19 protein-coding genes and 1 other annotated feature are annotated in these 22,311 nt (G+C 26.1%); of the genes, 3 read left to right on the top strand and 16 right to left on the bottom strand.

Features of this window, described 5'->3' with window-relative positions; translation table 11 throughout:
• Positions 1-4 precede the first annotated feature (4 nt).
• The 4 genes from WFJ11_RS02535 to WFJ11_RS02520 all read right to left on the bottom strand — a co-directional run bounded on the left by WFJ11_RS02535 (position 5) and on the right by WFJ11_RS02520 (position 4,017).
• Positions 5-1,291 carry a glycine/sarcosine/betaine reductase component B subunit gene (locus WFJ11_RS02535; protein WP_293438796.1) on the bottom strand — a complete coding sequence of 429 codons (1,287 nt, stop codon included), beginning with the start codon at positions 1,289-1,291 and terminating at the stop codon, positions 5-7.
• 14 nt (positions 1,292-1,305) lie between these two features.
• On the bottom strand, positions 1,306-1,692 hold the full coding sequence (locus WFJ11_RS02530; protein WP_293438944.1) for a GrdX family protein: 387 nt from the start codon (positions 1,690-1,692) through the stop codon (positions 1,306-1,308).
• A 456-nt stretch (positions 1,693-2,148) separates the two neighbouring features.
• The gene (locus WFJ11_RS02525) at positions 2,149-2,790 is read right to left on the bottom strand and encodes a GntR family transcriptional regulator (RefSeq protein ID WP_009372532.1); all 642 of its coding nucleotides are present in this window, start codon (positions 2,788-2,790) and stop codon (positions 2,149-2,151) included.
• 9 nt (positions 2,791-2,799) lie between these two features.
• Entirely contained in the window at positions 2,800-4,017 is a 1,218-nt protein-coding gene (locus tag WFJ11_RS02520; RefSeq protein ID WP_338817621.1) for a hypothetical protein, read from the bottom strand.
• 131 nt (positions 4,018-4,148) lie between these two features.
• On the opposite strand from WFJ11_RS02520, the gene WFJ11_RS02515 reads away from it, so the two are divergent.
• Positions 4,149-4,538: a hypothetical protein gene (locus tag WFJ11_RS02515; RefSeq protein WP_338817620.1), complete on the top strand. Its 390-nt coding sequence runs from the start codon at positions 4,149-4,151 to the stop codon at positions 4,536-4,538.
• Between the two features lie 75 nt (positions 4,539-4,613).
• Here the strand turns inward: WFJ11_RS02515 and WFJ11_RS02510 are convergent, their stop codons facing one another.
• The 9 genes from WFJ11_RS02510 to rplJ form a co-directional block, all read right to left on the bottom strand.
• The gene (locus tag WFJ11_RS02510) at positions 4,614-6,944 is read right to left on the bottom strand and encodes a hypothetical protein (RefSeq protein ID WP_338817619.1); all 2,331 of its coding nucleotides are present in this window, start codon (positions 6,942-6,944) and stop codon (positions 4,614-4,616) included.
• A gap of 14 nt (positions 6,945-6,958) precedes the next feature.
• Positions 6,959-9,013 carry an efflux RND transporter permease subunit gene (locus tag WFJ11_RS02505; protein ID WP_338817618.1) on the bottom strand — a complete coding sequence of 685 codons (2,055 nt, stop codon included), beginning with the start codon at positions 9,011-9,013 and terminating at the stop codon, positions 6,959-6,961.
• 1 nt (position 9,014) lies between these two features.
• Positions 9,015-9,614 carry a TetR/AcrR family transcriptional regulator gene (locus tag WFJ11_RS02500; protein ID WP_009372391.1) on the bottom strand — a complete coding sequence of 200 codons (600 nt, stop codon included), beginning with the start codon at positions 9,612-9,614 and terminating at the stop codon, positions 9,015-9,017.
• Positions 9,615-9,848: 234 nt separating this feature from the next.
• Positions 9,849-10,958: an FAD:protein FMN transferase gene (locus WFJ11_RS02495; RefSeq protein ID WP_293438784.1), complete on the bottom strand. Its 1,110-nt coding sequence runs from the start codon at positions 10,956-10,958 to the stop codon at positions 9,849-9,851.
• Positions 10,959-10,974: 16 nt separating this feature from the next.
• Positions 10,975-11,847: a hypothetical protein gene (locus WFJ11_RS02490; RefSeq protein WP_293438782.1), complete on the bottom strand. Its 873-nt coding sequence runs from the start codon at positions 11,845-11,847 to the stop codon at positions 10,975-10,977.
• 16 nt (positions 11,848-11,863) lie between these two features.
• Complete coding sequence (locus WFJ11_RS02485) at positions 11,864-12,202, bottom strand: type II toxin-antitoxin system PemK/MazF family toxin (protein ID WP_009372758.1); 339 nt, start codon at positions 12,200-12,202, stop codon at positions 11,864-11,866.
• A gap of 222 nt (positions 12,203-12,424) precedes the next feature.
• Positions 12,425-12,940, bottom strand: a complete 516-nt coding sequence (locus WFJ11_RS02480; protein ID WP_338817617.1) for an NUDIX hydrolase — start codon at positions 12,938-12,940, stop codon at positions 12,425-12,427.
• Between the two features lie 250 nt (positions 12,941-13,190).
• Positions 13,191-13,568 (bottom strand): 50S ribosomal protein L7/L12, encoded by a 378-nt coding sequence (rplL, locus tag WFJ11_RS02475; protein WP_009732800.1) that lies wholly within the window; start codon positions 13,566-13,568, stop codon positions 13,191-13,193.
• Positions 13,569-13,597: 29 nt separating this feature from the next.
• Positions 13,598-14,101 (bottom strand): 50S ribosomal protein L10, encoded by a 504-nt coding sequence (gene rplJ, locus WFJ11_RS02470; RefSeq protein ID WP_313960885.1) that lies wholly within the window; start codon positions 14,099-14,101, stop codon positions 13,598-13,600.
• A gap of 21 nt (positions 14,102-14,122) precedes the next feature.
• Positions 14,123-14,239: a sequence feature (ribosomal protein L10 leader region), on the bottom strand.
• Between the two features lie 118 nt (positions 14,240-14,357).
• Between rplJ and WFJ11_RS02465 the strand changes: the two genes are divergently transcribed.
• Both WFJ11_RS02465 and WFJ11_RS02460 read left to right on the top strand, forming a co-directional pair.
• The gene (locus WFJ11_RS02465; RefSeq protein ID WP_338817616.1) at positions 14,358-14,813 is read left to right on the top strand and encodes a small multi-drug export protein; all 456 of its coding nucleotides are present in this window, start codon (positions 14,358-14,360) and stop codon (positions 14,811-14,813) included.
• Between the two features lie 100 nt (positions 14,814-14,913).
• On the top strand, positions 14,914-16,356 hold the full coding sequence (locus tag WFJ11_RS02460; RefSeq protein WP_338817615.1) for a leucyl aminopeptidase: 1,443 nt from the start codon (positions 14,914-14,916) through the stop codon (positions 16,354-16,356).
• Positions 16,357-16,401: 45 nt separating this feature from the next.
• On the opposite strand, the gene WFJ11_RS02455 is transcribed toward WFJ11_RS02460, so the two are convergent.
• The 3 genes from WFJ11_RS02455 to WFJ11_RS02445 are packed head-to-tail and all read right to left on the bottom strand — an operon-like array spanning position 16,402 to position 22,137.
• Positions 16,402-18,735, bottom strand: a complete 2,334-nt coding sequence (locus tag WFJ11_RS02455; RefSeq protein WP_338817614.1) for a heavy metal translocating P-type ATPase — start codon at positions 18,733-18,735, stop codon at positions 16,402-16,404.
• On the bottom strand, positions 18,719-19,765 hold the full coding sequence (gene holA, locus WFJ11_RS02450) for a DNA polymerase III subunit delta (protein WP_338817613.1): 1,047 nt from the start codon (positions 19,763-19,765) through the stop codon (positions 18,719-18,721). The genes WFJ11_RS02455 and holA overlap by 17 nt, the downstream gene beginning before the upstream one ends.
• Positions 19,762-22,137, bottom strand: a complete 2,376-nt coding sequence (locus WFJ11_RS02445) for a DNA internalization-related competence protein ComEC/Rec2 (RefSeq protein WP_338817612.1) — start codon at positions 22,135-22,137, stop codon at positions 19,762-19,764. The genes holA and WFJ11_RS02445 overlap by 4 nt, the downstream gene beginning before the upstream one ends.
• Between the last annotated feature and the right edge of the window lie 174 nt (positions 22,138-22,311).

Here is a 22,311-nt window from a genome sequence, read left to right as displayed (position 1 = left end):
CCTCTTAGTATAATTCAACAGTTGCATTGTGATAACCTATTTCGGAAGTAGCTCCTATAACGGCATTCAATTCACATTCAAGAGTTCCAGTTTCAGGATTATAAGCTCCATCCCAGCCACCAGCTAAATTAGCAATAGCTTCTGAATCTCCTAATACTTTATCAGCTTTTTCTAAATGAACAACATGACTTACATTACCTGTTGAAATAACAGCAACTGATTCTTTTGATGTATCTGTTAATGGTTGGCTCATTCCATCCCAACCTGAACATTCATCTGTTACAAGAACAGTTTTAATACCTTGTTTTTCAAGTCTTGTACAAATCATTACTAAGTCTGAGTCAGGGTTTCCGTAACCTTCTTCACTTACTATTACACCATTAGCTCCAAGTAGTTTACAAAGTTTTGCAGTGTAATCACAACATCTGAACTTTCCTGCTAAAGTTGTAAGTTCTGGAGTTAATACAACACCAACAAAATTAATATCTTTTCCATGTCTATTGTATAAATCTAAAATACAAGCATTATTTTGATGTTGGTAAGTAGTAATCTTATCACATGCAGCAACACAGTTTCCGCTTATTACAGCTCCATCTAATTCTTCATTTGGATGAATTAATGTAGGTAAAGTTTGTCTTGTACATGTTCCATAAATATATCCATCATGAAGTAATCCTTGTGAAATTAACATTTCAACATAAACTACCTTTGGTAAATTAGGATATTTTTTGGTTTCTTCATCATTGTCACCTATGCCATACTCAACAGTTTCATCAATCTTAGCATTTCTTCCTGCTTCACCGATTAATTCACTTGCTTTAAGTCCAACAAGTCTAACAACTTCTTCATGTTCATGTGGATGTAATCCATCAACAACTTTAATATCTACAACGATATTATATGTCTTAGAAAATGGAGTCCATTTTGCTCCTTCTCCCCACATATCAATAACACCTTCTTGGAAACCTACAATGTCTCCAATTGTAACAACTGCTGCTCCATAAAGAACATTTACAACACCTTCTCCTAATTGAGCAACATCTGTTGTAACTCCTGCAAATCCTTTTGCCCCTTCAATTTTTACTCTAGGTTCAATAACGTCCTTTACAGGGATAATTCTTGCCTTTTCACCAGGTTTTGCAAAGTCAATATCAATATCTTTAACTCCTGGTTCTTTCTTTAATTCATTAACTATTTCTTCTTTGTTAATAAATAAAGTATGATTTTCTACTTTAGTTTCTTCACCAAATGCCAAATCCTTAATGAAGATTCTGTTCATTTGAAGTTTCAAAATACCACCTCCACTTATTTTTCTAGTTTACTAAGTGCTTTATATTCTTCCAATGCACTCTCAACTAGTGTTAAATCGACAATTTCATAATCTTTAACATTTTTGAAATCAACATTTCTATTCTTCATTGTTAAATTATATTTGTCAATTGCTTCTTCAATGATTAATGTGCTATTTTCATCAAAACCGTTACCGTCTTCAATCACAATACTTCTAATTGAAGAAAAAACCATTCTGATACTAGCTGGCAAAGGATGACTTACCAAGGAGCATCCTTTATGTATTAAATCTCTTGTAGCAATTAAAACATCAATATAATTTCCATCAACAAATTCAACACAATCAAATTTTTCTTTTACTAAAGAATTATTTGATACAATTTTTAAACTCAAATAAATCACTTCCTTTGTTAGATGTATTATAATATATTCTTTTAAGTATTTCAAAAGTATTTTATCTGTTTTTTTATGAATGAAAATGTTAAATAGTTAATATTTATTCATTATATATTGATTTTTAGCAATTATTGTTACTATAAAAAAATTTTATGAAAGTTTACTTTTTCATAGAGAAAAATTGCAAAAATGTAATAAATAACAAAATTTATATAATGCTAAATTTTTTATTTAATTTTTTAACAATTAAATTTATTTATATTGGAATAATTAACTTCTTAAATTAATTTATTTAAAATTAAATTTACTAGAAATTGAACAACTCCTAAATATTTTTAAAATTATTCTATAAATTAAATCAAGAATTCTACTCCTCCACAACACCTCACATCAAATGGTCCCCGAGAACCTTGTTGTTTTACAATAAAAAAAGTGATTAGTAAATCTAATCACTTCAAATCATTATAATAATGCTGATTTTATTTTTTCTACAAAATCCTCAATATGCTCTTTTGCATATTTTTCAGCCATTTCTTCATCTTTATTTTCAAATGCTTCCACAATCTTTTTAAATGTTCTAGTAAAAATCTCCATATCACTAAAATATATATCACAATAATGCCATAATCTTTCCGTTTGACAATGCAAATCTGATAATATATCTATAAGCCAAGGATTCGCACAAGATTTTGTAACAATTTTGTGAAATTCTTCATCTAGCAAAATTGCTTCTTGATAATCTTTTGTTGTATCATATGTTTCTAAAGTTGAAACTATTTCTTTAAGTCTTTTTTTATCTTCATCAGTTAATTTTGAAACTGCAAGCTTCGTAGCAAGTGGATCTAAAACTTTTGTAACTTCAAATAGAGATTTAATATTTAAAAAGTTTAGTGTTGCAACCTGAACACCATATCTTGGAACAATATCAACTAATTTTATAGCCTCTAATTGTTGAAATACAGCTCTTATTGGTGTTCTACTTACTCCAAACTCTTCAGATAATTCAATTTCATTTAGTATTTTTCCAGGTTCATATTCTAAAGTTACAATTCTATCTTTTAAAACATTAAAAATATCCTCTTTTGTTCTCCCTACTTTATCCATAAAAAACTCCTACATTAACCCAATCATATGATTAATTACATCTAATGATTCAGTTCCTAAAACACATATTTCATACATTTTATTTCTTCTTACATCAACAATCTGACAAGTTGTTTCCTCACAATTCATATCATTTTGATTTTGTCGTGAAACATAACCATATTCATCATCTAAATCGTCAAATCCTAAAAAGAATTTTTTTTCGTTAATTGTATCAGAAATTAAAATTTTAAAATCTTCTGTACTTTTTTCAGATAGATACTTTTCATCTAAAACAAAGCCATCTGAACTGCTATATTCACTTAAAAATATAGCATTATCTGTTGTTAAATAACCTTTAATTTTATTGTTATATTCAAACCAGCTTGGTATCCTTAATGAAAAATCCAAATCCTTTAAAAATTTATCATAAAAATGATATCCAACTTCATATCTAACTTTTCTGTATGCAAAATTTGATGTTGAAAATTTATTAACTCCTAAGTATTTATATATTTCTCTAGAATATTTTTGTGGTAAATGGATCAGTACATTATTTTCGATTAAGTTTTCAAACATAAACATAACCATAGATAATCTTTCATCAAAATCATCCACTAATGTTAAATCTTTTAAATTATTCCAAACATGATAAAGTAGATAATTTTCATCAGAATAAGGGTCTATTACTTGTTCGTTAAAAAGCAAAACTCTTTTTTTAAGTCCTTCAATATCATTTATATACAAGTTTTCAAACTCGGACAAAGTCATTACTCCTAAATATGTACAAACATAATCTTCAGTAGTTATAGGAAAAGCTTTTTGATTATCCATAAATACAGATCTAATTCTAATACTATCTCTATTATTTAAAATTAATTCTACTCTATCTTTAAACCACCTATTATATAGTTCATTAAGTTTTTCAAAATTATTATCTTTATAGAAACCTGTATCATCTTTTATTTCAAATTTACATCCTAAGAATGTAAATAATTCATTAACAAAATTTACAACTAGGGTATGATAGCCTGCTCCATAGTAACAAGTTTCTGTTTTCATTTCAATAAAATCATCAATTTTAAAATTCAAAGACAGATAAGGAAGAATTTCAAAATTTAAAATCATTTCACCATCAACTTCTTCTAGTGAAAAACCATAATTATCATTTTCGGCAAATTCGTCGATTTTTTCTAAAAAAACATCAATATCGTATTGAAATTTAACACTTAATCCAAAATTTTCCATAAAACACCTCTATCAACAATCAAATCATCTTTTTTATTTTATCATAAATTACAAACAATATCAAACTGTTAATATAAGTATTTTTTGTGGTATAACTAAATTAGTTTAATAATTTTTAAGGAGAGGTTGTTATGAAACAGAGATTTTTAAATTTTATGAAAGATAGATATGGTTGGGATATTTTAAATAATATTATAATTTACCTATCATTTGGATTTGCAGTTGTTAGTTTATTTAAGAAGAGTGATATTTTAGCAATAACTTCATTAATTTTATTTTCTATTGCTATGTTTAGGATGTTCTCAAAAAACATGAGAAAAAGAGCAATGGAGCAACTAAAATTTTTTAATCTAATTTCTCCAATATACTCCAGACTTTTAAAATTGTCATCTAAGGATAGAAAAAATTACAAATATTTTAAATGTAAAAATTGTGGACAGGAACTCAGAATTCCAAAAGGAAAAGGAAAGATAAAAGTTATTTGTCCAAATTGTAAATATGAAGAAATAAAAAAAAGCTAGAGTAAATTTGATACACAAAAACCCCTAAATTCATATAAAATGTATTTAGGGGTTTTTATCTTTTTATTATAACTTTTATTTTATTTTTTCTATAATTCTAGATTTTGTGTCAAAGTTATCATCTGTTCCACTGAATGAGGCATCTTGTTTTGACATAGAAAGCATTATATCTAAAATATCTTTAAATTCATTTACTTCTTTTGTTTTATTTTCTAATTCATCAATTCCCTTTTGCTTAAATTCTCCTAATTTTGAACTAAATTCTTTTTGTGATGAAGTCAATTTATCACTACCTTCTTTTAATTGATCAGTACTTGAATCCATTTTTTTAAGTCCTTCATTAAGTGAATTAATAGCGTTTGAGAATGGAATAATAGCTTGTTCTTTGACTTGAGATAATGAGTTTAAAATTTGAGATTGTGTTTTAAATTCACCTAACCCATTAGCTAATTGCCCAGAACCATTCTTTAAAGAATTAGAATTTTCATCTAATTTACTCATCGCTGATTGTAACATTCCCATTGCAACTTTATTTTGATTAGTAGCTGATTTTAAACTTTCAGTTCCTGTTTTTATTTTTCCTGTTGCCCCATCTAGTTGTTCTATTGAAGATTTCAAAACTTTTAAATCATCAGCTTTCATACTTTCTCCAATTTTAGAAAGACCTGCATTTAAATCTGTTGTTGATTTTTCAAGTTGAACTTTTGATTCATTCATCTTAGTATAAACAGTTAATAAACCATCAGATAAATCAGAATTTGCTTTTAAAAGTTTATCAGAATTACTTGCAAGTTCTGACATAGCTTGTGCTAAAGTATTTATTTTAGATAAACCAGTTTGTTTTGCTTTCAAAGTTTTTGATTCATTTAACAAGTCATTTTTTGTTTTATTTAGGATAGATATCTCAGATGTCAAACTTCCATCTTTATTTTTGTTTGATAAATCATCAATGACTTTTTGAATATTATTTGCTTTTGCTTCTAAATTTTTAATATCATTTTCTAAAGAAATATTAGAATTTAAACTCTTAGTTGAATTTTCAACTTGATGTATTTTTGTATTAAATTCTTTAGTTGAATTCTTTAATTGTATAGACTTTTTAGACATTTCTTCTATAGCAGAAACAATCTTTCCATAGCTAGCTCCTAAATTACTCATTCCTTGAGATAACTGAGTTGATTTATTTAATAATTCATCTTTTTGAGAGATTAAATTGTCAATTTTTTTACTACCTTCCTTCATTTTTCCAGTAGCATTTTTTAATTTTTCTACTCCATTATCCAAATCATTTGAACCTTTGTCAATTAAAGTTGCTCCATTTTGAATTTTTTCAACATTTTCAGTTATTTTACTAACTGCACCAGTATAATTATTAACTCCATTAGAAAGTTGTAAACTACCATTATACATTTCAGAAATATAATTTTGAATTACTCCAACTTTTGGTGCTAAAGAATCAAATTTTCCTTTAATTTTTTCCATTGAGCTATATAATTTCTCTGTTCCTGAATATATTTGTTTTACTCCTCCTTGCAATTGACCTATACCATTATTTAATTTTTCTTGTCCTTCAGATAATTTTACTGAAGCATCAAATAATTTTTGAGAATTATCTTCTAATTGTTGTATTCCATCTTTTAAATTATCAATAGAGTCTAAATTTTTATTTTCTTGAAAGAATTCATTTGTTATAACTGAATAAATTTCAATAGGCTTATAATCCTTTATATCCATTTCCAAAGATATTGAATCTTTAAATATTTTTAAATCTTTATCTTTATTAATGCTATCAAAATTTTGCTTTAATCCAGGAGTTAAAATTGAGGTAACAATTTGATTTTTGCCATCTTTAATAATCTTAACATCATCAGATTTTATATCACTCACTTTTTCATCATCAAAAACCATAGCAGTAGCTACAATATAAGGTGAATAAACTTCCTGAGTTTTCCCATTTACACTTTTAGTTTCATGCCTATTGTTTTTTGAACTTAAAACTATTTTTAAATGTCCACTTTTCCCGTCTAATTCTGAATTTGATACTTCTTTATCATCTAAATAATACTTTACTGTCAACTCTACAGGTAAATTTTTATCAGTTTTTCCTTGATAATATATGTCTTTTTCAGATTCATTCCAATTTAAATACCCGTTTTCTTCGGTTACTGTTTTATCATTTTTTAAATTCTTAACTTCTTTTAAATCAGATTTATCTTTAACATTAATATTTTTATCAGAATTTAACCAAACTGATACTGTCTTATCTTTGACTTCATTTCCGTCTATTGTTACATAAACTGTTTCACTTTTTTTTATAGTATTTTTTTCTTCTGCAAATGAAATATTTACAATAATCATTGAAAAAACTATACCTAATGCTATAGCTTTTTGAAATTTTTTATTCATAATCTTACACTCCTTTACGCCAAATTTTTTGTTGTTTTCTTAATAAATGGAAAAGTTACACTCAACAAAGCAGGTAACAAAATTATAATTACTAACATACTTATAATCGCTCCCCTTGCTAAAAACATACATATTGTAGACACTATTTCCATTTTAGAATAAATTCCAACTCCAATAGTAGCTGCCATAAATGATAATGCACTTGTTACTATTGATTTAGATGTTTCTTTTACAGAAATTCTTAATGAATTATTTATATCTTTTGTCTTACTATACTCATGTAAAAATCTATCAGTCATTAAAATAGAATAATCTATAGTTGATCCCAATTGAATTACTCCAATTATTATTGATGTAATAAATGGTATTGTCTGTCCTATAAAGTAAGGGATTGCCATATTAATTTGAATAGCTAATTCAATTGCTGATATCAAGATAATTGGTATTCCTATAGACTTAAATGCAATAGCTATAATAATAAAAACAATTACTATTGAAGCAATATTAACCATTTTAAAGTCTTTTTCAGAAACTTCTGTTAAATCATCTGTCAATACAGCTTCTCCTGTTAAATATCCCTTATCATCATATTTAGATATAATATTTCTAATTTCTTTAATTTGCTCATTAACTTCAGGGGATGCTGTTTGATATTCTGAGTTTATCATTATCATTTGATAACCATTCTTCACAAAATTATCTCTTAATTTATCAGGCAAAAACTCAGCAGGTAAAGTAACTCCAGTTACAGAATGTGTACTCAATACACTATTAATTCCATCTACTTTTTCTAATTCATCAATCATAGAAGTTAAACTAGAATTTGATAAATCTTCCTTAACAATTATAAAATGAGTACTTGCCATATTATAGTCTTTTTTCATTTTATTTAATGAAACAATAGAATCTAAATCTTTTGGCAAAGATCTATCCAAATTATAATATAGTTTAGTATTATTTGATCCGATAATCGCTGGAATAAAAAGTAAAAGAAAAACCATTGCTAATATTTTTCTTTTATTAATATCAAAATCTGCCAACTTATTAAATGACGGCAATAAAACTTTGTGATTATATCTATTTACTGCTTTTTCAGCAATTAATAGCATTGGCGGAAGTACAATCACAGTACATAACAATCCAATTAGAACACCCTTAGCCATTACAAGACCAATATCTTTTCCCAATGTTAATCTCATTAAAATCAAAACTAAAAATCCTGCAATAGTAGTAAGAGATGACGAACACAAAGAAGTAAATGTGTTTTCTATCGCCCTTTCCATAGCTTCATTTCTACTATTTCTTCTTTTCTTTTCTTCAACATATCTATGATATAGGAAAATAGAATAGTCCATAGTTACAGCCAATTGAAGAACAGCAGCTATTGCTTTAGTTAAGTACGAAATCTGGCCTAAGAATATATTAGTTCCAAAATTATAAATTACAGCATATCCTATTGTTAACATAAATACAAAAGGAATAACTGTAGATTCATTAGTAATACTCAATATAATTAAGCCTAAAACAATTGCTAATCCTACATATATTATAGTTTCCTTGTCTATCAAATCTTTTGTATCTTTAACTATTGAACTTACCCCACTTAGATATTTTTTATTAGATTTAATATTTCTTATACTTTCAATAGCATTCATGGTTTTAAATGAAGATGATGATTCATTAAATTTTACCATCATCAATGTACTATCTTTTGAATAAAAAATATTTTTAATTTTATCAGGTAAAAAATCACTGGGAACAGAATCGCCTATTATTGACGTTCTAGAAATAACATCTTCAACACCATCTATTTTCAATATTTCCTTTTTTAAATCTTCAGCTTCTTTATCACTACCATCCAAAATTACCATTCCTGTTGCAGCGTTTTTAAAATCTTTGTCTAGAATATCTTGACCTTGTGTTGAATTTAAATCTGCTGGCAAATATGAAAGTATATCATAATTTACACCAGTATTTTTATAACTAATTATTGAAGGAATCAATAACAAAGTCATAACAAGTAATACAAGTCTTGGATGATGTGAAATAAATTTTGCAAATTTTCTCATATTAATCTCCATTATTTAACAATATTTTTTTAATTACTTCAAATAAAACTGCTTTCATTTCATCAATAGATAAAATAGAATCTTTCATCATTGCACTTTTACAAGTTGAAATTACAATTTCAATAGTCAATGAAAGAATATATAACTTCTGTGAATCAGTATATTCATGTGAAAATAATTTTTCATATTTACTAAGTATAAATTTTAACGTTGTATCAGCTTCTATAAATCTTTCGTCATTCTCAATCTTTGCATATAGTGTCCAACTCATATTATGCGATATTAACTCTAAATCAAAAGGATTCTGTATAAAATAGTCTATAATATAATTTACAAAACAAGTATATCTTTCAATAGGATCAGTTTGTGTACATTTATTTTCAGCTTGAACAACTAAATTAATAGCTTTATCCAAAATTATTTTTTCTTTTAAATCTTGCTTACTTTTAAAATATAAATAAAAAGTTCCCAATCCAAACTCAGTTTTTAACATAATATCTCTAATCGTAGTTTTCTCATATCCTTTTTCCTGAAATAAATCAAGCGCAGATTGAATAATTTTATATTCTTTACTCATTTTTTTATCTTTAATATTAGTCATAATTCTCTCCTTTTTATAAACTGAACAATGTTCATTATTTTCACATTGAATATTATAACACTTTTATGAACATTGTTCAACCCTTTTTTTAATAAAAATAAAAAAATTTTTTTACATTCATTATTCTTATGCAAAAAAATTATTAAATAATAAAATTATTATTTTGTAAAAATGCTTAACAAATACTTGTAAATACACAAAAAGCTAGGATAATATCCTAGCTTTAAATATCTATTATTTATTTGTAGCTCCCTTACTTTTCAACATTTTTTCCATTTTTTCTGTAAAATGTACACTTCCGTCAGAAAGAATCCAATAAGCTTCTGCACCTTCGACTTTTTCTAAAAGTTTTTTACCTTCTTCAACATCCATTAAAAATAAACTTGTTGAAAGAAAATCTGCAAGACCAGAGTCATTACATAAAACTGTTACACTTTTTATTTTATCTTTAGGATAACCAGTTTTTGGGTCAATGATATGATTATAAACTTTATCTCCTACATAATAAAATCTTTGATAATCTCCACTAGTTACCGCACAAGTTTCATCTGTATAAATGACTTCTTTTATATCAACTTTTTCTGAATCAAACTTAGGATCTTGAATTCCTATCCCCCATTTGTTTTTATCTTTTTCTAAAGGACTTCCGATAGCTTTTACATTTCCACCTGCTGAAATTATTGCAGATTTTAAACCTATTGACTTTAACTTATTCATAACTTTTTCTACTGAATAACCTTTTGCAATAGCTCCAACATCAAGTTTCATATCTTTATCTTTTAGAAAAACCGTACTATTTTTCTTATCAATTACAATATTGTCAATATTGGTATGTTTTAATCCTTCTTTTATTTTATTATCATCTGGAAGTTTTCCCTTAAGATCAACAGCTGCATCCTTTTCAGCTTTCCAAAGAGAAGTTACACTTCCTATTGCAATATTATTTTTATCAGAGAGTTTTTTATAATTCTCAATAGAAAATTCCAAAAGCTCTATAATTTCTTTATCAACCTTAACAGGTTCTTTTCCCGCATTATCATTTATAGTTTTTATATTATTTTCATTAGCATTTTCAAAAGAATTGTAAAGATTGTGATATCTTTTCATATCTTCTTCCAATACTTTATAGTATTTATTAAATTCCTCTTCATTTGCACAATATGCACTAAAAGCTATATCTGTATCAAAAACGCCAAAAAAAGATTTTGAAAATTTCTTAAAGCTTGCACTTTCATTATTTTTATTCTCTTTTTTTGTTTCAACATTTTCTTCTTTCTTTGAACAAGCTCCAAAAACTAGACAACATAACAATAATCCTATAATTCTTCTATTAAATTTCTTCATATTTCTCCAACTTTAACTAAAATTTTTTCTGTCTTAAATACCAAATAGGATATATACTTGAAAATCCATCATAAATATCGTTAATCTTTTTTATATTTTCATTTATTATTTCATCTTCCACGTCATTACTTTCAACAAAAATATCATACAAATTTTCAATAATAGTATATACTCCTAGTAATTTAAAAAAAGCCCTTGGAACACTATTATTAAAATAACCATCTACAATTCCTGTCAGTAAGTTTGCATTATTATCATAATATAGATTCAAATTTCTAAACTCAAAGTAAGCGTCAGACCTTAAAATTTTATACTCCTCTATTATTTGAAACTTTCCGTTTTTTAATATCTTAATATCATTAAGTCCGTTAATTCCAATTATAGTAGTACAAGTTCTATCATTTAAACAATATCTATTTCTTTCTAAAAAATCAAAAAGAACATAATCAAGATTCCCTCTATACTTTCCTAGCCCATACTTATGTAAGAATTTATTTATCCTATAATTGTAATGCTTATTCCATCTACCACAATCACAGCCTTGAAAGCTTTTATGATATTCAAAAATAAATCTACCAACTTTAAAGCCTATATTATAAGCTTCTTCATCAGTTAAATTATTTTTTTCATCAATAACAAAAGGAATAATTCTATAACAGAACTTATCATTTAAAATTCCAATATCTTCATAAGAAATATTAGAAAATTCTTCAGATAATTTATTTAAACAATCGAAAATTTTACTTATTTTAGAAAACTTGCCAAAAGGAAACAGATTTAAAATATACTTTTCTTTTTTATTTTCCAAAATAAATTCTTTTTCACTTATTTTATTTACTTTTAATTTATTTTTTTTTACAAAATCTATGTTTTTTACTAATTCAAGCATATTTTCCCTCTATGTACTAAACTCCAACAGATTTTAAAAGCGCCTCATTAACCTTTTTCATAAAGAACTCATCTGTAAAGCCAACTTTTTCTCTAAGTCTTTTTTTATCTATAGTTCTTATTTGCTCCAACAATACAACAGAATTTTTTGGAAGTCCAAATTCCGCTGAAACTTCAACATGAGTTGGAAGTTTCACTTTATTCATCTGAGAAGTTATAGCTGCAATAATGACAGTCGGGCTGTATTTATTTCCAACATCGTTTTGAACAACAAGTACAGGTCTTACTCCTCCTTGTTCAGAACCTACAACGGGACTTAAATCAGCATAAAAAATATCTCCTCTTTTTACCTTCATATATTTTTTCTTTTAGTAAAACTAAAAATACTCCCTCTTAAATAGTCTTATTTAATTATTATATATTTTTAAAAGAAATAAATCAACACTTGATAACAATTATTAAAAATAATTTTATAAAAAAGTGTATCACAATGCAAATTATAAATAATAGATTCCCCATAGAAATCCATTATAATTTTATCCTTTAAAAAGCCAAATAGCTTTAAAAATTGAACTTTATCACTCAAAAATAAACCCTTTTTGATAATAATCAATAAATTTAAATAATGTGTTAATATGCATAGGATACCAAGATTCTAAATTTTCATTAATAGAACTATATATGTCATCAACATTCATCCATCTAACATTTCTTGTTTCGTTAAAATTTGGTTTTATTTTACCTTCAGCTTTACATAAAAAAGTTTGAAGAATAATTGAATAACCTCCTGATAAATTCTGAGTACAGCAAAATGGAGTATAACTATTAACGGTATATTCACCTACTTCTCTAATATCTATGTTATTTTCACCGATAATTTCTATAATTGTTAATCCTGTTTCCTCTCCTACTTCTCTTTTTAATGCTTTAAAAATATCTTCATATTCTCTAATCTTTCCTGCTGGTAATTCTAATAAACCTTTTTCAAAAATTTCATTTTCTTTATATCTTTCTTGAACTAAAATATTTAATTTATTATCCTTAATTCTGTAAATTAATGCCCCTACGGCTGGAATAGCAAAAACTTCTTTCAACAAATGTTCTCCTTATATAAATTTATTTACATCATCATACAAATTAATAAAAAATATAACATTTTTATAAGTAATGTCAATCAATCCTATTGTTTTCGTTTAAAAAATTTCTTCTTAAATAATCTTATTTGTTCATTATATATTTTTAAGAGAAATAAATCAATACTTAATAATCATTATTAAAAAATATTATAAAAAAAGTGGATATAAAATCCACCTTTAATTTTCAAATTATAATAGAAGTAATTTCTTACTTTAACTCTACAGTAGCTCCTACTTCTTCTAATTTAGCTTTCATTTGTTCAGCTTCTTCTTTAGCTACTCCTTCTTTAATAGCTTTTGGAGCGTTGTCAACTATTTCTTTAGCTTCTTTTAATCCTAATCCGCTTAAATCTTTAACAGCTTTAACAACTTTCATTTTTTCTGCTCCAACTGATGCTAAAATTACATCAAATTCAGATTTTTCTTCAGCTGCTCCAGCGCCTTCTCCACCAGCTACAGCTCCTCCACCTACTACTACAGGTGCTGCTGCAGAAACTCCAAATTTTTCTTCTGCTGCTTTAACTAATTCATTTAATTCAAGAACTGATAATTTTTCAATTGCTTCTAATATTTGTTCGAAATCCATAATATACCTCCTAAAATTTTATGCAACCATTAAGCTGCTTCTTCTTCTTTCTTTTTTCTTACTGCTTCTAACATATAAACTAAATTTGATACTGGAGCCTTTAAGCTTCCTAGTAACTTTGCAACAAGTACTTCTCTTGAAGGGATGCTTGCTACAGCCTTAACACCATTAGTGTCTAAAATCTTTCCTTCTAATATACCTGCTTTAATAACTAATTTTTCATTTGACTTTGCAAATTCATTAGTAATTCTTGCTGCCGCTGTTAAATCTTCTCCAGCAAATGCAACAGCACTTGGTCCTTCTAGATATTGATTGAATTCTTCATATCCTAATTCTTTGAAGGCTAATTTCATCATAGTATTTTTATATACTTTATATTGAACACCAGCTGCTCTGTACTTATTTCTTAAGTCAGTTACTTGTTCAACAGTTAAGCCTCTATAATCTACTAAAACTAAAGAACCTGAATTTTCGATTTTTTCTCTAATTTCTGATATAACAGCTTGCTTTTGTTCTAAAACAAAATCTTTCATCTTTTTCACCTCCACAAAAGGCTACATATTAAAAAATCTCTACCAAGAGTAGAGATAAAATACAAAATAAGTATTTCCACCTATGTAGGATTTTTAAACTAATGTCCCTACGGTCTTGGGTAGCCTATAAAATTAACATATATATTATACCATAATTTAAAATAAATGCAATACTTTTTTAAAAATTTTTTTATATTTCTTTTATTTTGTTTTTATGGTAGAATATATATTATTAGGAAAAATTCAAGGAGAGATAATGATAAAATATTTTTTAGTTTTATTAATTTCAATGGTACCTATTATAGAATTAAGAGGCGCTATTCCCTATTCGCAAGCAATGGGACTTCCAATTTTAAGTTCGTATATAATTGCACTAATAGGAAATTTAATTCCAGTTCCATTTGTTTACTTTCTTGCTAAAAAGATTTTACTTTGGGGTGAACATAAAAGGTACATTGGAAAGTTTTGTAAAAAGATTTTATTAAAAGGTCACAAAGCAGGAGAAAAAATTTTAAAAAAATCAGGAAAAAGCGGAATTTTACTTGCTCTTGCGATTTTCATAGGTATTCCATTTCCAGGTACTGGAGCCTATACAGGAATACTTGCTGCGAGTATTTTGGATATAGATTTTAAAACAAGTTTATTAGCCGCAATTTTAGGATTAATTCTATCAGGAATAATTATGGCTACAATTAGTCTTAATATTTTTTAAATTGGACAACTCAGTTGTCCTTTTCTATTGCAAAAAACTAAATTTTTAGTTATTATATAAGTAAGATAATTTTTATCTAATTTAATTTTGGAGGTAGTGTATGAAATTTAAAATTGGTAATTCCGGAATAGTTAAAGTTATTACTTTATTTGATGGCAAAGATATTTGCGGAATAAGTGAAGAATTAAAAGCTTATGTAAAAGAAAATAAACTTTTTAGTGGAAAAAGAGGCGAAATTTTTTCAAATCTAGGTCCAAATTCTGAAAATGTAATTTTATTAGGTTTAGGTAAAGAAGAAGAAAATTCTCTTGAAAATATTAGAAGAGCTTTTCTTTCTCTTGGAAAGCACTTAAAAGCTAATAAAGTAAAATCTTGCAATATAGAAATCAAAAAGTTTGATGGTATTTGTTATAAATTAACTGCTCAAGCTATGATTGAAGGAATTATAAATGTTAACTACAATTTTGACAACTTCTTAAAAGAAAAGAAAGAAAAATATGAATGTGAAGTATTCTTTACCGTTTTAGATAATAAAATAGAACATGTTGAAAGTGGAATAAAAGAAATTGAAGCAATAATGGAAGCAGTGTTTATGTGTAGAGATCTTGTAAACAGACCTGCTAATGATATTTATCCTGAAACTTTAGCGAAATTCGCAAAAGAAGAACTTGAAAAAGTAGGAGTAGAAGTTGAAGTTTTGGAAAAGAAACAAATTGAATCTTTAAAAATGGATGCTTTTCTATCAGTAGCTCAAGGTAGTGATTTACCACCTAAATTTATAATTATGAAACATTTACCAAATAAAGATGAAAAACCTATTGTTTTAGTTGGTAAAGGCTTAACTTATGATTCAGGTGGATATGCAATCAAACCTGCTACAGGAATGGTTACTATGAAAACTGATATGGGTGGAAGTGCCTCTGTTATTTCAACAATGTATGCAGTAGGAAAAATGAAAGTGCAAAGAAATGTAATTGCACTTGTTGCATCTTGTGAAAATATGATTAATGGTCATGCTTACAGAAATGGAGATATAATTTCTTCAATGAAAGGTTCAACTATTGAAGTAATTAATACTGATGCTGAAGGAAGATTGACTTTAGCAGACGCTATTTACTATGGAGCATCAAAATTAAACCCTGAATGTATAATTGATGTAGCAACTTTAACAGGTGCTTGTATTCAAGCCTTGGGTTCAAGAGTTATTGGAGCTGTAAGTAATAATGATGAAGTCTTTGCAAAAATTAAAGAATCAGCAGACTTTATGGGTGAATACTTATGGAGATTTCCTGTTTATGAAGAACATAAAGAAAGTGTAAAAGGAAAAGTTGGAGATTTATTAAATGTAACTGCTCCAGGAACCGGCGGAGCAATTACTGCAGGAGTTTTCTTAGAACACTTCGTTGAAAACACTCCTTGGGTTCATTTAGACATTGCAGGTCCTTCATACTCAAGTTCAGCTTGGGGAACAAATCCTGAAGGAGCAAGTGGTACTCCAGTAAAAACACTTTACAATTTTGTAAAAAAATACAATAAAAAATAATTAAGAATTTAAAAATGGTATGCTTTTAAAAGCATACCATTTTTTCTAAAATTTATATCTTTTTAATCTTAAACTGTTTAAAACAACACTTACTGAACTAAAACTCATTGTAAATCCTGCAAGCATAGGATTTAAGTATCCGAATGCAGCAAAAGGAATTGCAATAATATTATAGAAAAAAGCCCAGAATAAATTTTGTTTGATTATTTTAAGAGTTTGTTCACTTATATTGATTGAATTTAAAAGTGTGTTTAAATTCCCATTCATCAAAGTAATATCTGAAGTTTCCATTGCAATATCTGTTCCGGTTCCCATTGCAAAACTTATATCTGCACTTGCAAGAGCAGGAGCATCATTTATTCCATCCCCTACCATTGCAACAATTTTTCCTTGTTTTTGCAATTCTATAACTTTTTGAGATTTTTCATCTGGCATAACTTCATAAAGTACATTATCTATTCCAAGTTTATTTGCAACTTTTCTAGCAACTACTTCACTATCTCCAGTTATCATATAAACATCAATATTTTTTTCTTTTAATTTCTTAATTATTTCAAATGCATTATTTGAAATTTCATCTTCTAAAACTACAAAACCTGCAAATTCATTTCCTATAGAAATAAAGATTGTCAGTAATTCATTTTCTATATTTAGTTCTAATTTTCCAAGTTTTTCTTCAATATATTTTCTCTTTCCAATCAAAATTTCTTTGCCATTGTAATTAGCTTGAACTCCCATTCCAGCAATTACTTTCAAGTCTGAAATGTCCAATTCTTTTACATTTTTTTCTTTACAATAGTTTACAATAGATTTAGCAATAGGATGATCTGTATTTTTTTCTAAAGAATAAATTAGACCTAAGAAATCTTCTTCTGATAAATCAGTATTATTCTTTATATCAACAACTTTTAACTTTCCAGTTGTTAGCGTTCCTGTCTTATCAAAAATAATGCTATCCATTTTATGAATTTTTTCTAAGACTTCTCCACTCTTTATCAAAATTCCATTTTGTGCAGCGACTCCTGTTCCTGACATAATCGCTGTTGGTGTTGCCAAACCAAGTGAACAAGGACAAGCTATAACCATTACTGCACAGCTATTTAATAAGCTTGTTGTAAAATCTTTTGTTACAATATAAGTTATTACTAAAGTAGCTAAAGATGACAAAATTACACCTGGTACAAAATAACTTGAAATTTTATCTGCAAGTCTTTGAACAGGGGCTTTTTTTGTCTGAGCATTTTGAACTAAATCAAGTATTTTAGATAATACAGAATTTTCTACTGTACTCTTTACTTCAATTTTTAAAATTCCCTCTATATTATTAGTTGCTCCAATAACAGTATCTCCTATATTTTTTTCAACAGGAACAGATTCTCCGGTAATCATAGCTTGATTTACAGAACTATTCCCTGAAATAATAACACCATCAACAGGAATTTTTTCGTAAGGTTTAACTAAAACAATATCTCCAATTCTTACATCTTCAATATTCTTTTTAACTTCTCTATCTCCGTCAATTACAATTGCATAGTCCGCTTTCAAATCCATCAATTTCATAATTGCCCCGAAAGTATTTGACTTTGCATTTGCTTCAAAAAATTTACCAAGTAAGATTAGTGTTATAATCATTGCAGAACTGTCAAAATAAACATCAACACTTCCGATTAAAACTTTATAAACAGAATAAAAATACGCCATTGAAGTCCCAAAAGCTATTAAAACATCCATATTTGTACTTTTATTTTTTAAGTTTTTATAGGCGTTTATATAATATCTTTTACCTACATAAAATTGAACAACACTTGCCAAAGCCCATTGAATATAACCATTAAGCATAAATTTATGCAAATTGAACATATGGAAAAACATTGAAACCATAAGTGGTACACTAAATACTATCGAAATAATTAAGTCCTTTTTTAAGTCCTTAATTTCATCTTCATATATATTTTGTCTTTCCTTTTTTTCTTTTTTAACCGAAATTTTATATTTCTCTAAAATTGAATTTATTTCATCTAAAGAAACAACATCTTTTAAGTATTTTACTTTTAAAATGTCTTCTTCATCTTTTACTAAAACAGTATCTTTTTCTTTTAACTCAGAAATTATTTTTTCAATATCTTCAACTTTGATACTGCTCTTTTCAATTTTTACCTCATCTCTTTTCGGTTTATATCCAAGTCTCTTTATAACTCCAATAAGACCTTCAACTTTCGCTCCATCTTCAACGGATACTGTTACAGTTTTGCTCATAAGATTTACAGAGACGTCTTCAACTATTTTAAGCTTTGATAGTCCCTTTTCAACTTTCATAGAACAAGCTTGACAAGTCATTCCGTCAACAAAAATATTAACCTTTTTACTCAAAAGAAGCACCTCCTAATGACATTTTTGAAATTAAAAGCTCCAACAATAAATCTATATCTCTATTTTTTGTCTTAATATCTGATTCTACAGAATATGTTAAATCAATATAATTACATAGAGTTTTTATAGAAAAACTATCACAAACTGAATACAATTTTTTACATTCGTAATTTGAAATTTTTAACTCTTTTGAAATATAGTCTATATGTTTTTGTTTTAGTTTCAAAACTTTTACTCCTAAAAGATTTCTAATATATCTTACAATCATATAAAATGTAGAAAAAGAGTCCTCTCCCGATTTTTTAAGCTCAACTAAAATCTTAATAGAATTTTTATAATCTTTTTTAGAAATCATATCAAGTAATTTAAAAATACTATTTTCAAATTTATCTACTAAAATTTCATCAACATCTTTAAAATCTAAAACATCTTTAGAAAATGAGTTAAGAAGTTTATTTACTTCATTTTCTACATCATAAAGATTTTTTTCTCTGCTACTATCTAAATACCCAATTCTATCGATAATATATTTTAAAACAATATCTTTAACTTCGATATTTTTTGAAACAAATCTTTTCTTAATAAATTTAAAAAGTTCAATTTCATTAAATCTTACTAATTCAATATTATGACCTAAAATTGAAATTTGTTTATAAAATTTACCACGAAAAGCAAGACTTCCTTTCATGACAAAAAGAAGAACTGTTGTATTTGGAATCTTATCTATATAATCATACATTTCCTCAAAAAAATTTTTATATATAGAAATTCCATTTTTTGAAAGATTTACATCATTTACAATAATAAGTCTTTTATTACTAAAAAATGGAGCTGTTTCACAATCAATCTTTAACTTTTGCAAGTCAATTTTTGAAAAATCATATTCGATATAATTCATATCAAAAAAATCTTTTGAAACAATATTCTCTTTAAATAGCTCAACAAATCTATCTATCAAAAAAATTTCTTCCCCACTTAAAACATATATACCATTAAGTTCCCCATTGTCTAGCAACTTCATAGCTTGTATATAATTCATAGTTCCTCCTTAATAAAGCCTAAATCTATTATTAAATCATTATTTATTTTAACTAAAACAAAGAATCCTAATAAATACATTATAATATTTAAAATATCCATAAAATAGAAATTTAATAAACCTAATAAATTTCCATCAATTTCTCTAAAGCCTGTAATTTTTTCTTCAAATTTATTAATTCTAAGCATAATATTTCCCTGTAAATCAGTCCTAAAAACATCACTTCCTGTAGATTTTATTCTATCTAGTGCATCTTTATGTGGATGGTTATATCTATTTTTATAACCACAGGAAATTATAGAAGTTTTTGGACTTGAAGCTGATAAAAATTCAGGTGAACTAGAATTCTTACTCCCATGATGAGCAACTTTCAGATAATCACAGTCTATATCGTTTTTTATAAGCTGATTTTCTGTAAAAGCTCCAATATCTCCAGTAAAAAGTATTTTCTTTCCATTTACTGTAACTCTAACTATTATGGATCTTTCATTTTCTTCTGTAGAATCTTTTGCTTTTAAAACTTCTAAATCCACATCTTCTAAATTTATTTTTAAATTATTTTCAATATTATAAATATTTTCAGCCTTAACTTCTCCATATTTTTTTACAAAACCTCTATACCCGTCTTTTCTAAAAAATAAATTTTTAATCTCCACTTCCTTAGATAAAGATCCCAAATTTTTACAATGGTCTGCATCCAAATGTGAAATAAATACAAAATCTAGTTTTTTAACCCCATTTTTCTGTAAATATGGAATTAAAACAGATTTTCCGTTATCTCCTTTACCAAAAGTAATTCCACCTGTATCTATTAGAATATTATTCTGTTTTCCTCTTATTAAACAGGCATCTCCCTGTCCTATATCTATGAAATTGATATTTACTTCATTTTTATAAATGTTATAAATATTTGTAGAAACAAATAGAATCATAACAGAAAGTATAAAAAATTTAAAGTTATCAAATGTAAAATACTTAAAATTTCTCCTATTAAAATAAATTAAAAGTAAAAAATATGTAAAAATTAAAAGTACTATGTTATATTCATAAAAAGTAACGTTTATATTTATATCCTTTAAAAAATCAACATTTAATCTTATAAGATTTAATAAATTATTAACTAATAATCCCAAAAATACACAAACTTTTAAACTAAATAAACCAAATAACAAAATAAAAAACGAAATAACTATGCAAATTACAAAAATTGGTGTTAATACTAAATTACTAAAGAAGGTAATAACTGAAAACTTCCCAAAAGTATATAAAATAATAGGTAAAATTATAAGCATAACCGAAAAAGTAAGTTTTAAAGATTTGAGTACAAAACCATCCCTCTTATTTGAAAAATATGGTAAAATCTTTATAATTCCAAGTACTGAAAACGCACTTAAATACAATCCTACATCAAAAATCATATATGGATTTATTAATAAAATGACAAAAATAGTCAACAAAAGGTCATTTAATCTATCTTTAACTTTTCCATAAAGCGACGAAAATATAGAGATAAACAAAAATATTTCTGCCCTTAAAACACTTGCTGGATTGCCAATCAAATATGCATATAAAAATATAAAAAATAAAATTACAATTTCTCTAAAAATTCTTTTTATTGGTAAAATGATTAAAATTTTGCTTAAAATTAGATATATTATTCCAATATGTAGACCACTAACGGCTAAAATATGTGAAAGTCCAATTTCTCTAATATCATTTTCAAAAGCCGTATCATAATTATTTGCAAGAAATATCCTCTTCATAATATCCGAATTTTCAGATGAAAGAGAAGTATCAAAGACATTCTCAACAAAATTATGAAAAGCTCCCTTTAAATTTTTATTCTCTCCAATTTTTTTCACATCATCAGAATAAATATTTGAATATATATTCTTTTTTAAATTAAATCTCTTATAATTAAAAAGTCTAGGATTACCATTTGACCTTATTTCTCTAAGTTTTCCCGCTACACTTACAATATCTCCAATTTCAAACTTTTTATGATTTGTAAAAAGTAAAATTTTCTCTGATTTTTCTATATTTTCAATATTTTTTAATCTGACTTCATGTTTGAATCCCTCTCCATCAGAACGAGCAGTTGAATTTAAAACTTCTCCCGTAAAAGAAACTTCTTGATCAAAGAATTGTTTTAAATTACTTTCTTTCTCTGAAAAAAAGCTAACTAAAAAGCCTAATGAGAAAATCAAAAGAAATAATTTTATTTTATTGAATCTAAAAAAATATGAAACTATACAAGTAAATGATAAACCCAAAAATATATAAAATTTTGTAAAATGTTCCATTTTGAGAAAATAACAAAATAAAATTCCACATATTAAGGAAATCAGATAAAAAATAATATTTCTTTTCATACTTCCTCCAAATACAAAATCATAAATCATTTTTCAATACATAATTATTATATCATAATCTCTTTTTTATAATTAAATTTAGGTTATTATGATGAAATAATTACAGCTTTATCATAAGGCATAAATCTATAATTATTATATCATAATTTGAACAATAAAAAAGCAGTATAATTT

Origin of the sequence: Parvimonas micra, from assembly GCF_037482165.1 — a bacterium.
Lineage (GTDB): Bacteria > Bacillota > Clostridia > Tissierellales > Peptoniphilaceae > Parvimonas.
This window is presented reverse-complemented; position numbering and strand designations above follow the sequence as displayed.

Bases quoted from the DNA above. Each gene is read 5' to 3' on its own strand.
- WFJ11_RS02525 (WP_009372532.1), bottom strand. From the start codon at position 2,790: ATGGATAAAGTAGGGAGAACAAAAGAGGATATTTTTAATGTTTTAAAA.
- WFJ11_RS02520 (WP_338817621.1), bottom strand. From the start codon at position 4,017: ATGGAAAATTTTGGATTAAGTGTTAAATTTCAATACGATATTGATGTT.
- WFJ11_RS02515 (WP_338817620.1), top strand. From the start codon at position 4,149: ATGAAACAGAGATTTTTAAATTTTATGAAAGATAGATATGGTTGGGAT.
- WFJ11_RS02510 (WP_338817619.1), bottom strand. From the start codon at position 6,944: ATGAATAAAAAATTTCAAAAAGCTATAGCATTAGGTATAGTTTTTTCA.
- WFJ11_RS02505 (WP_338817618.1), bottom strand. From the start codon at position 9,013: ATGAGAAAATTTGCAAAATTTATTTCACATCATCCAAGACTTGTATTA.
- WFJ11_RS02500 (WP_009372391.1), bottom strand. From the start codon at position 9,614: ATGACTAATATTAAAGATAAAAAAATGAGTAAAGAATATAAAATTATT.
- WFJ11_RS02495 (WP_293438784.1), bottom strand. From the start codon at position 10,958: ATGAAGAAATTTAATAGAAGAATTATAGGATTATTGTTATGTTGTCTA.
- WFJ11_RS02490 (WP_293438782.1), bottom strand. From the start codon at position 11,847: ATGCTTGAATTAGTAAAAAACATAGATTTTGTAAAAAAAAATAAATTA.
- WFJ11_RS02485 (WP_009372758.1), bottom strand. From the start codon at position 12,202: ATGAAGGTAAAAAGAGGAGATATTTTTTATGCTGATTTAAGTCCCGTT.
- rplL (WP_009732800.1), bottom strand. From the start codon at position 13,568: ATGGATTTCGAACAAATATTAGAAGCAATTGAAAAATTATCAGTTCTT.
- rplJ (WP_313960885.1), bottom strand. From the start codon at position 14,101: ATGAAAGATTTTGTTTTAGAACAAAAGCAAGCTGTTATATCAGAAATT.
- WFJ11_RS02465 (WP_338817616.1), top strand. From the start codon at position 14,358: ATGATAAAATATTTTTTAGTTTTATTAATTTCAATGGTACCTATTATA.
- WFJ11_RS02460 (WP_338817615.1), top strand. From the start codon at position 14,914: ATGAAATTTAAAATTGGTAATTCCGGAATAGTTAAAGTTATTACTTTA.
- holA (WP_338817613.1), bottom strand. From the start codon at position 19,765: ATGAATTATATACAAGCTATGAAGTTGCTAGACAATGGGGAACTTAAT.
- WFJ11_RS02445 (WP_338817612.1), bottom strand. From the start codon at position 22,137: ATGAAAAGAAATATTATTTTTTATCTGATTTCCTTAATATGTGGAATT.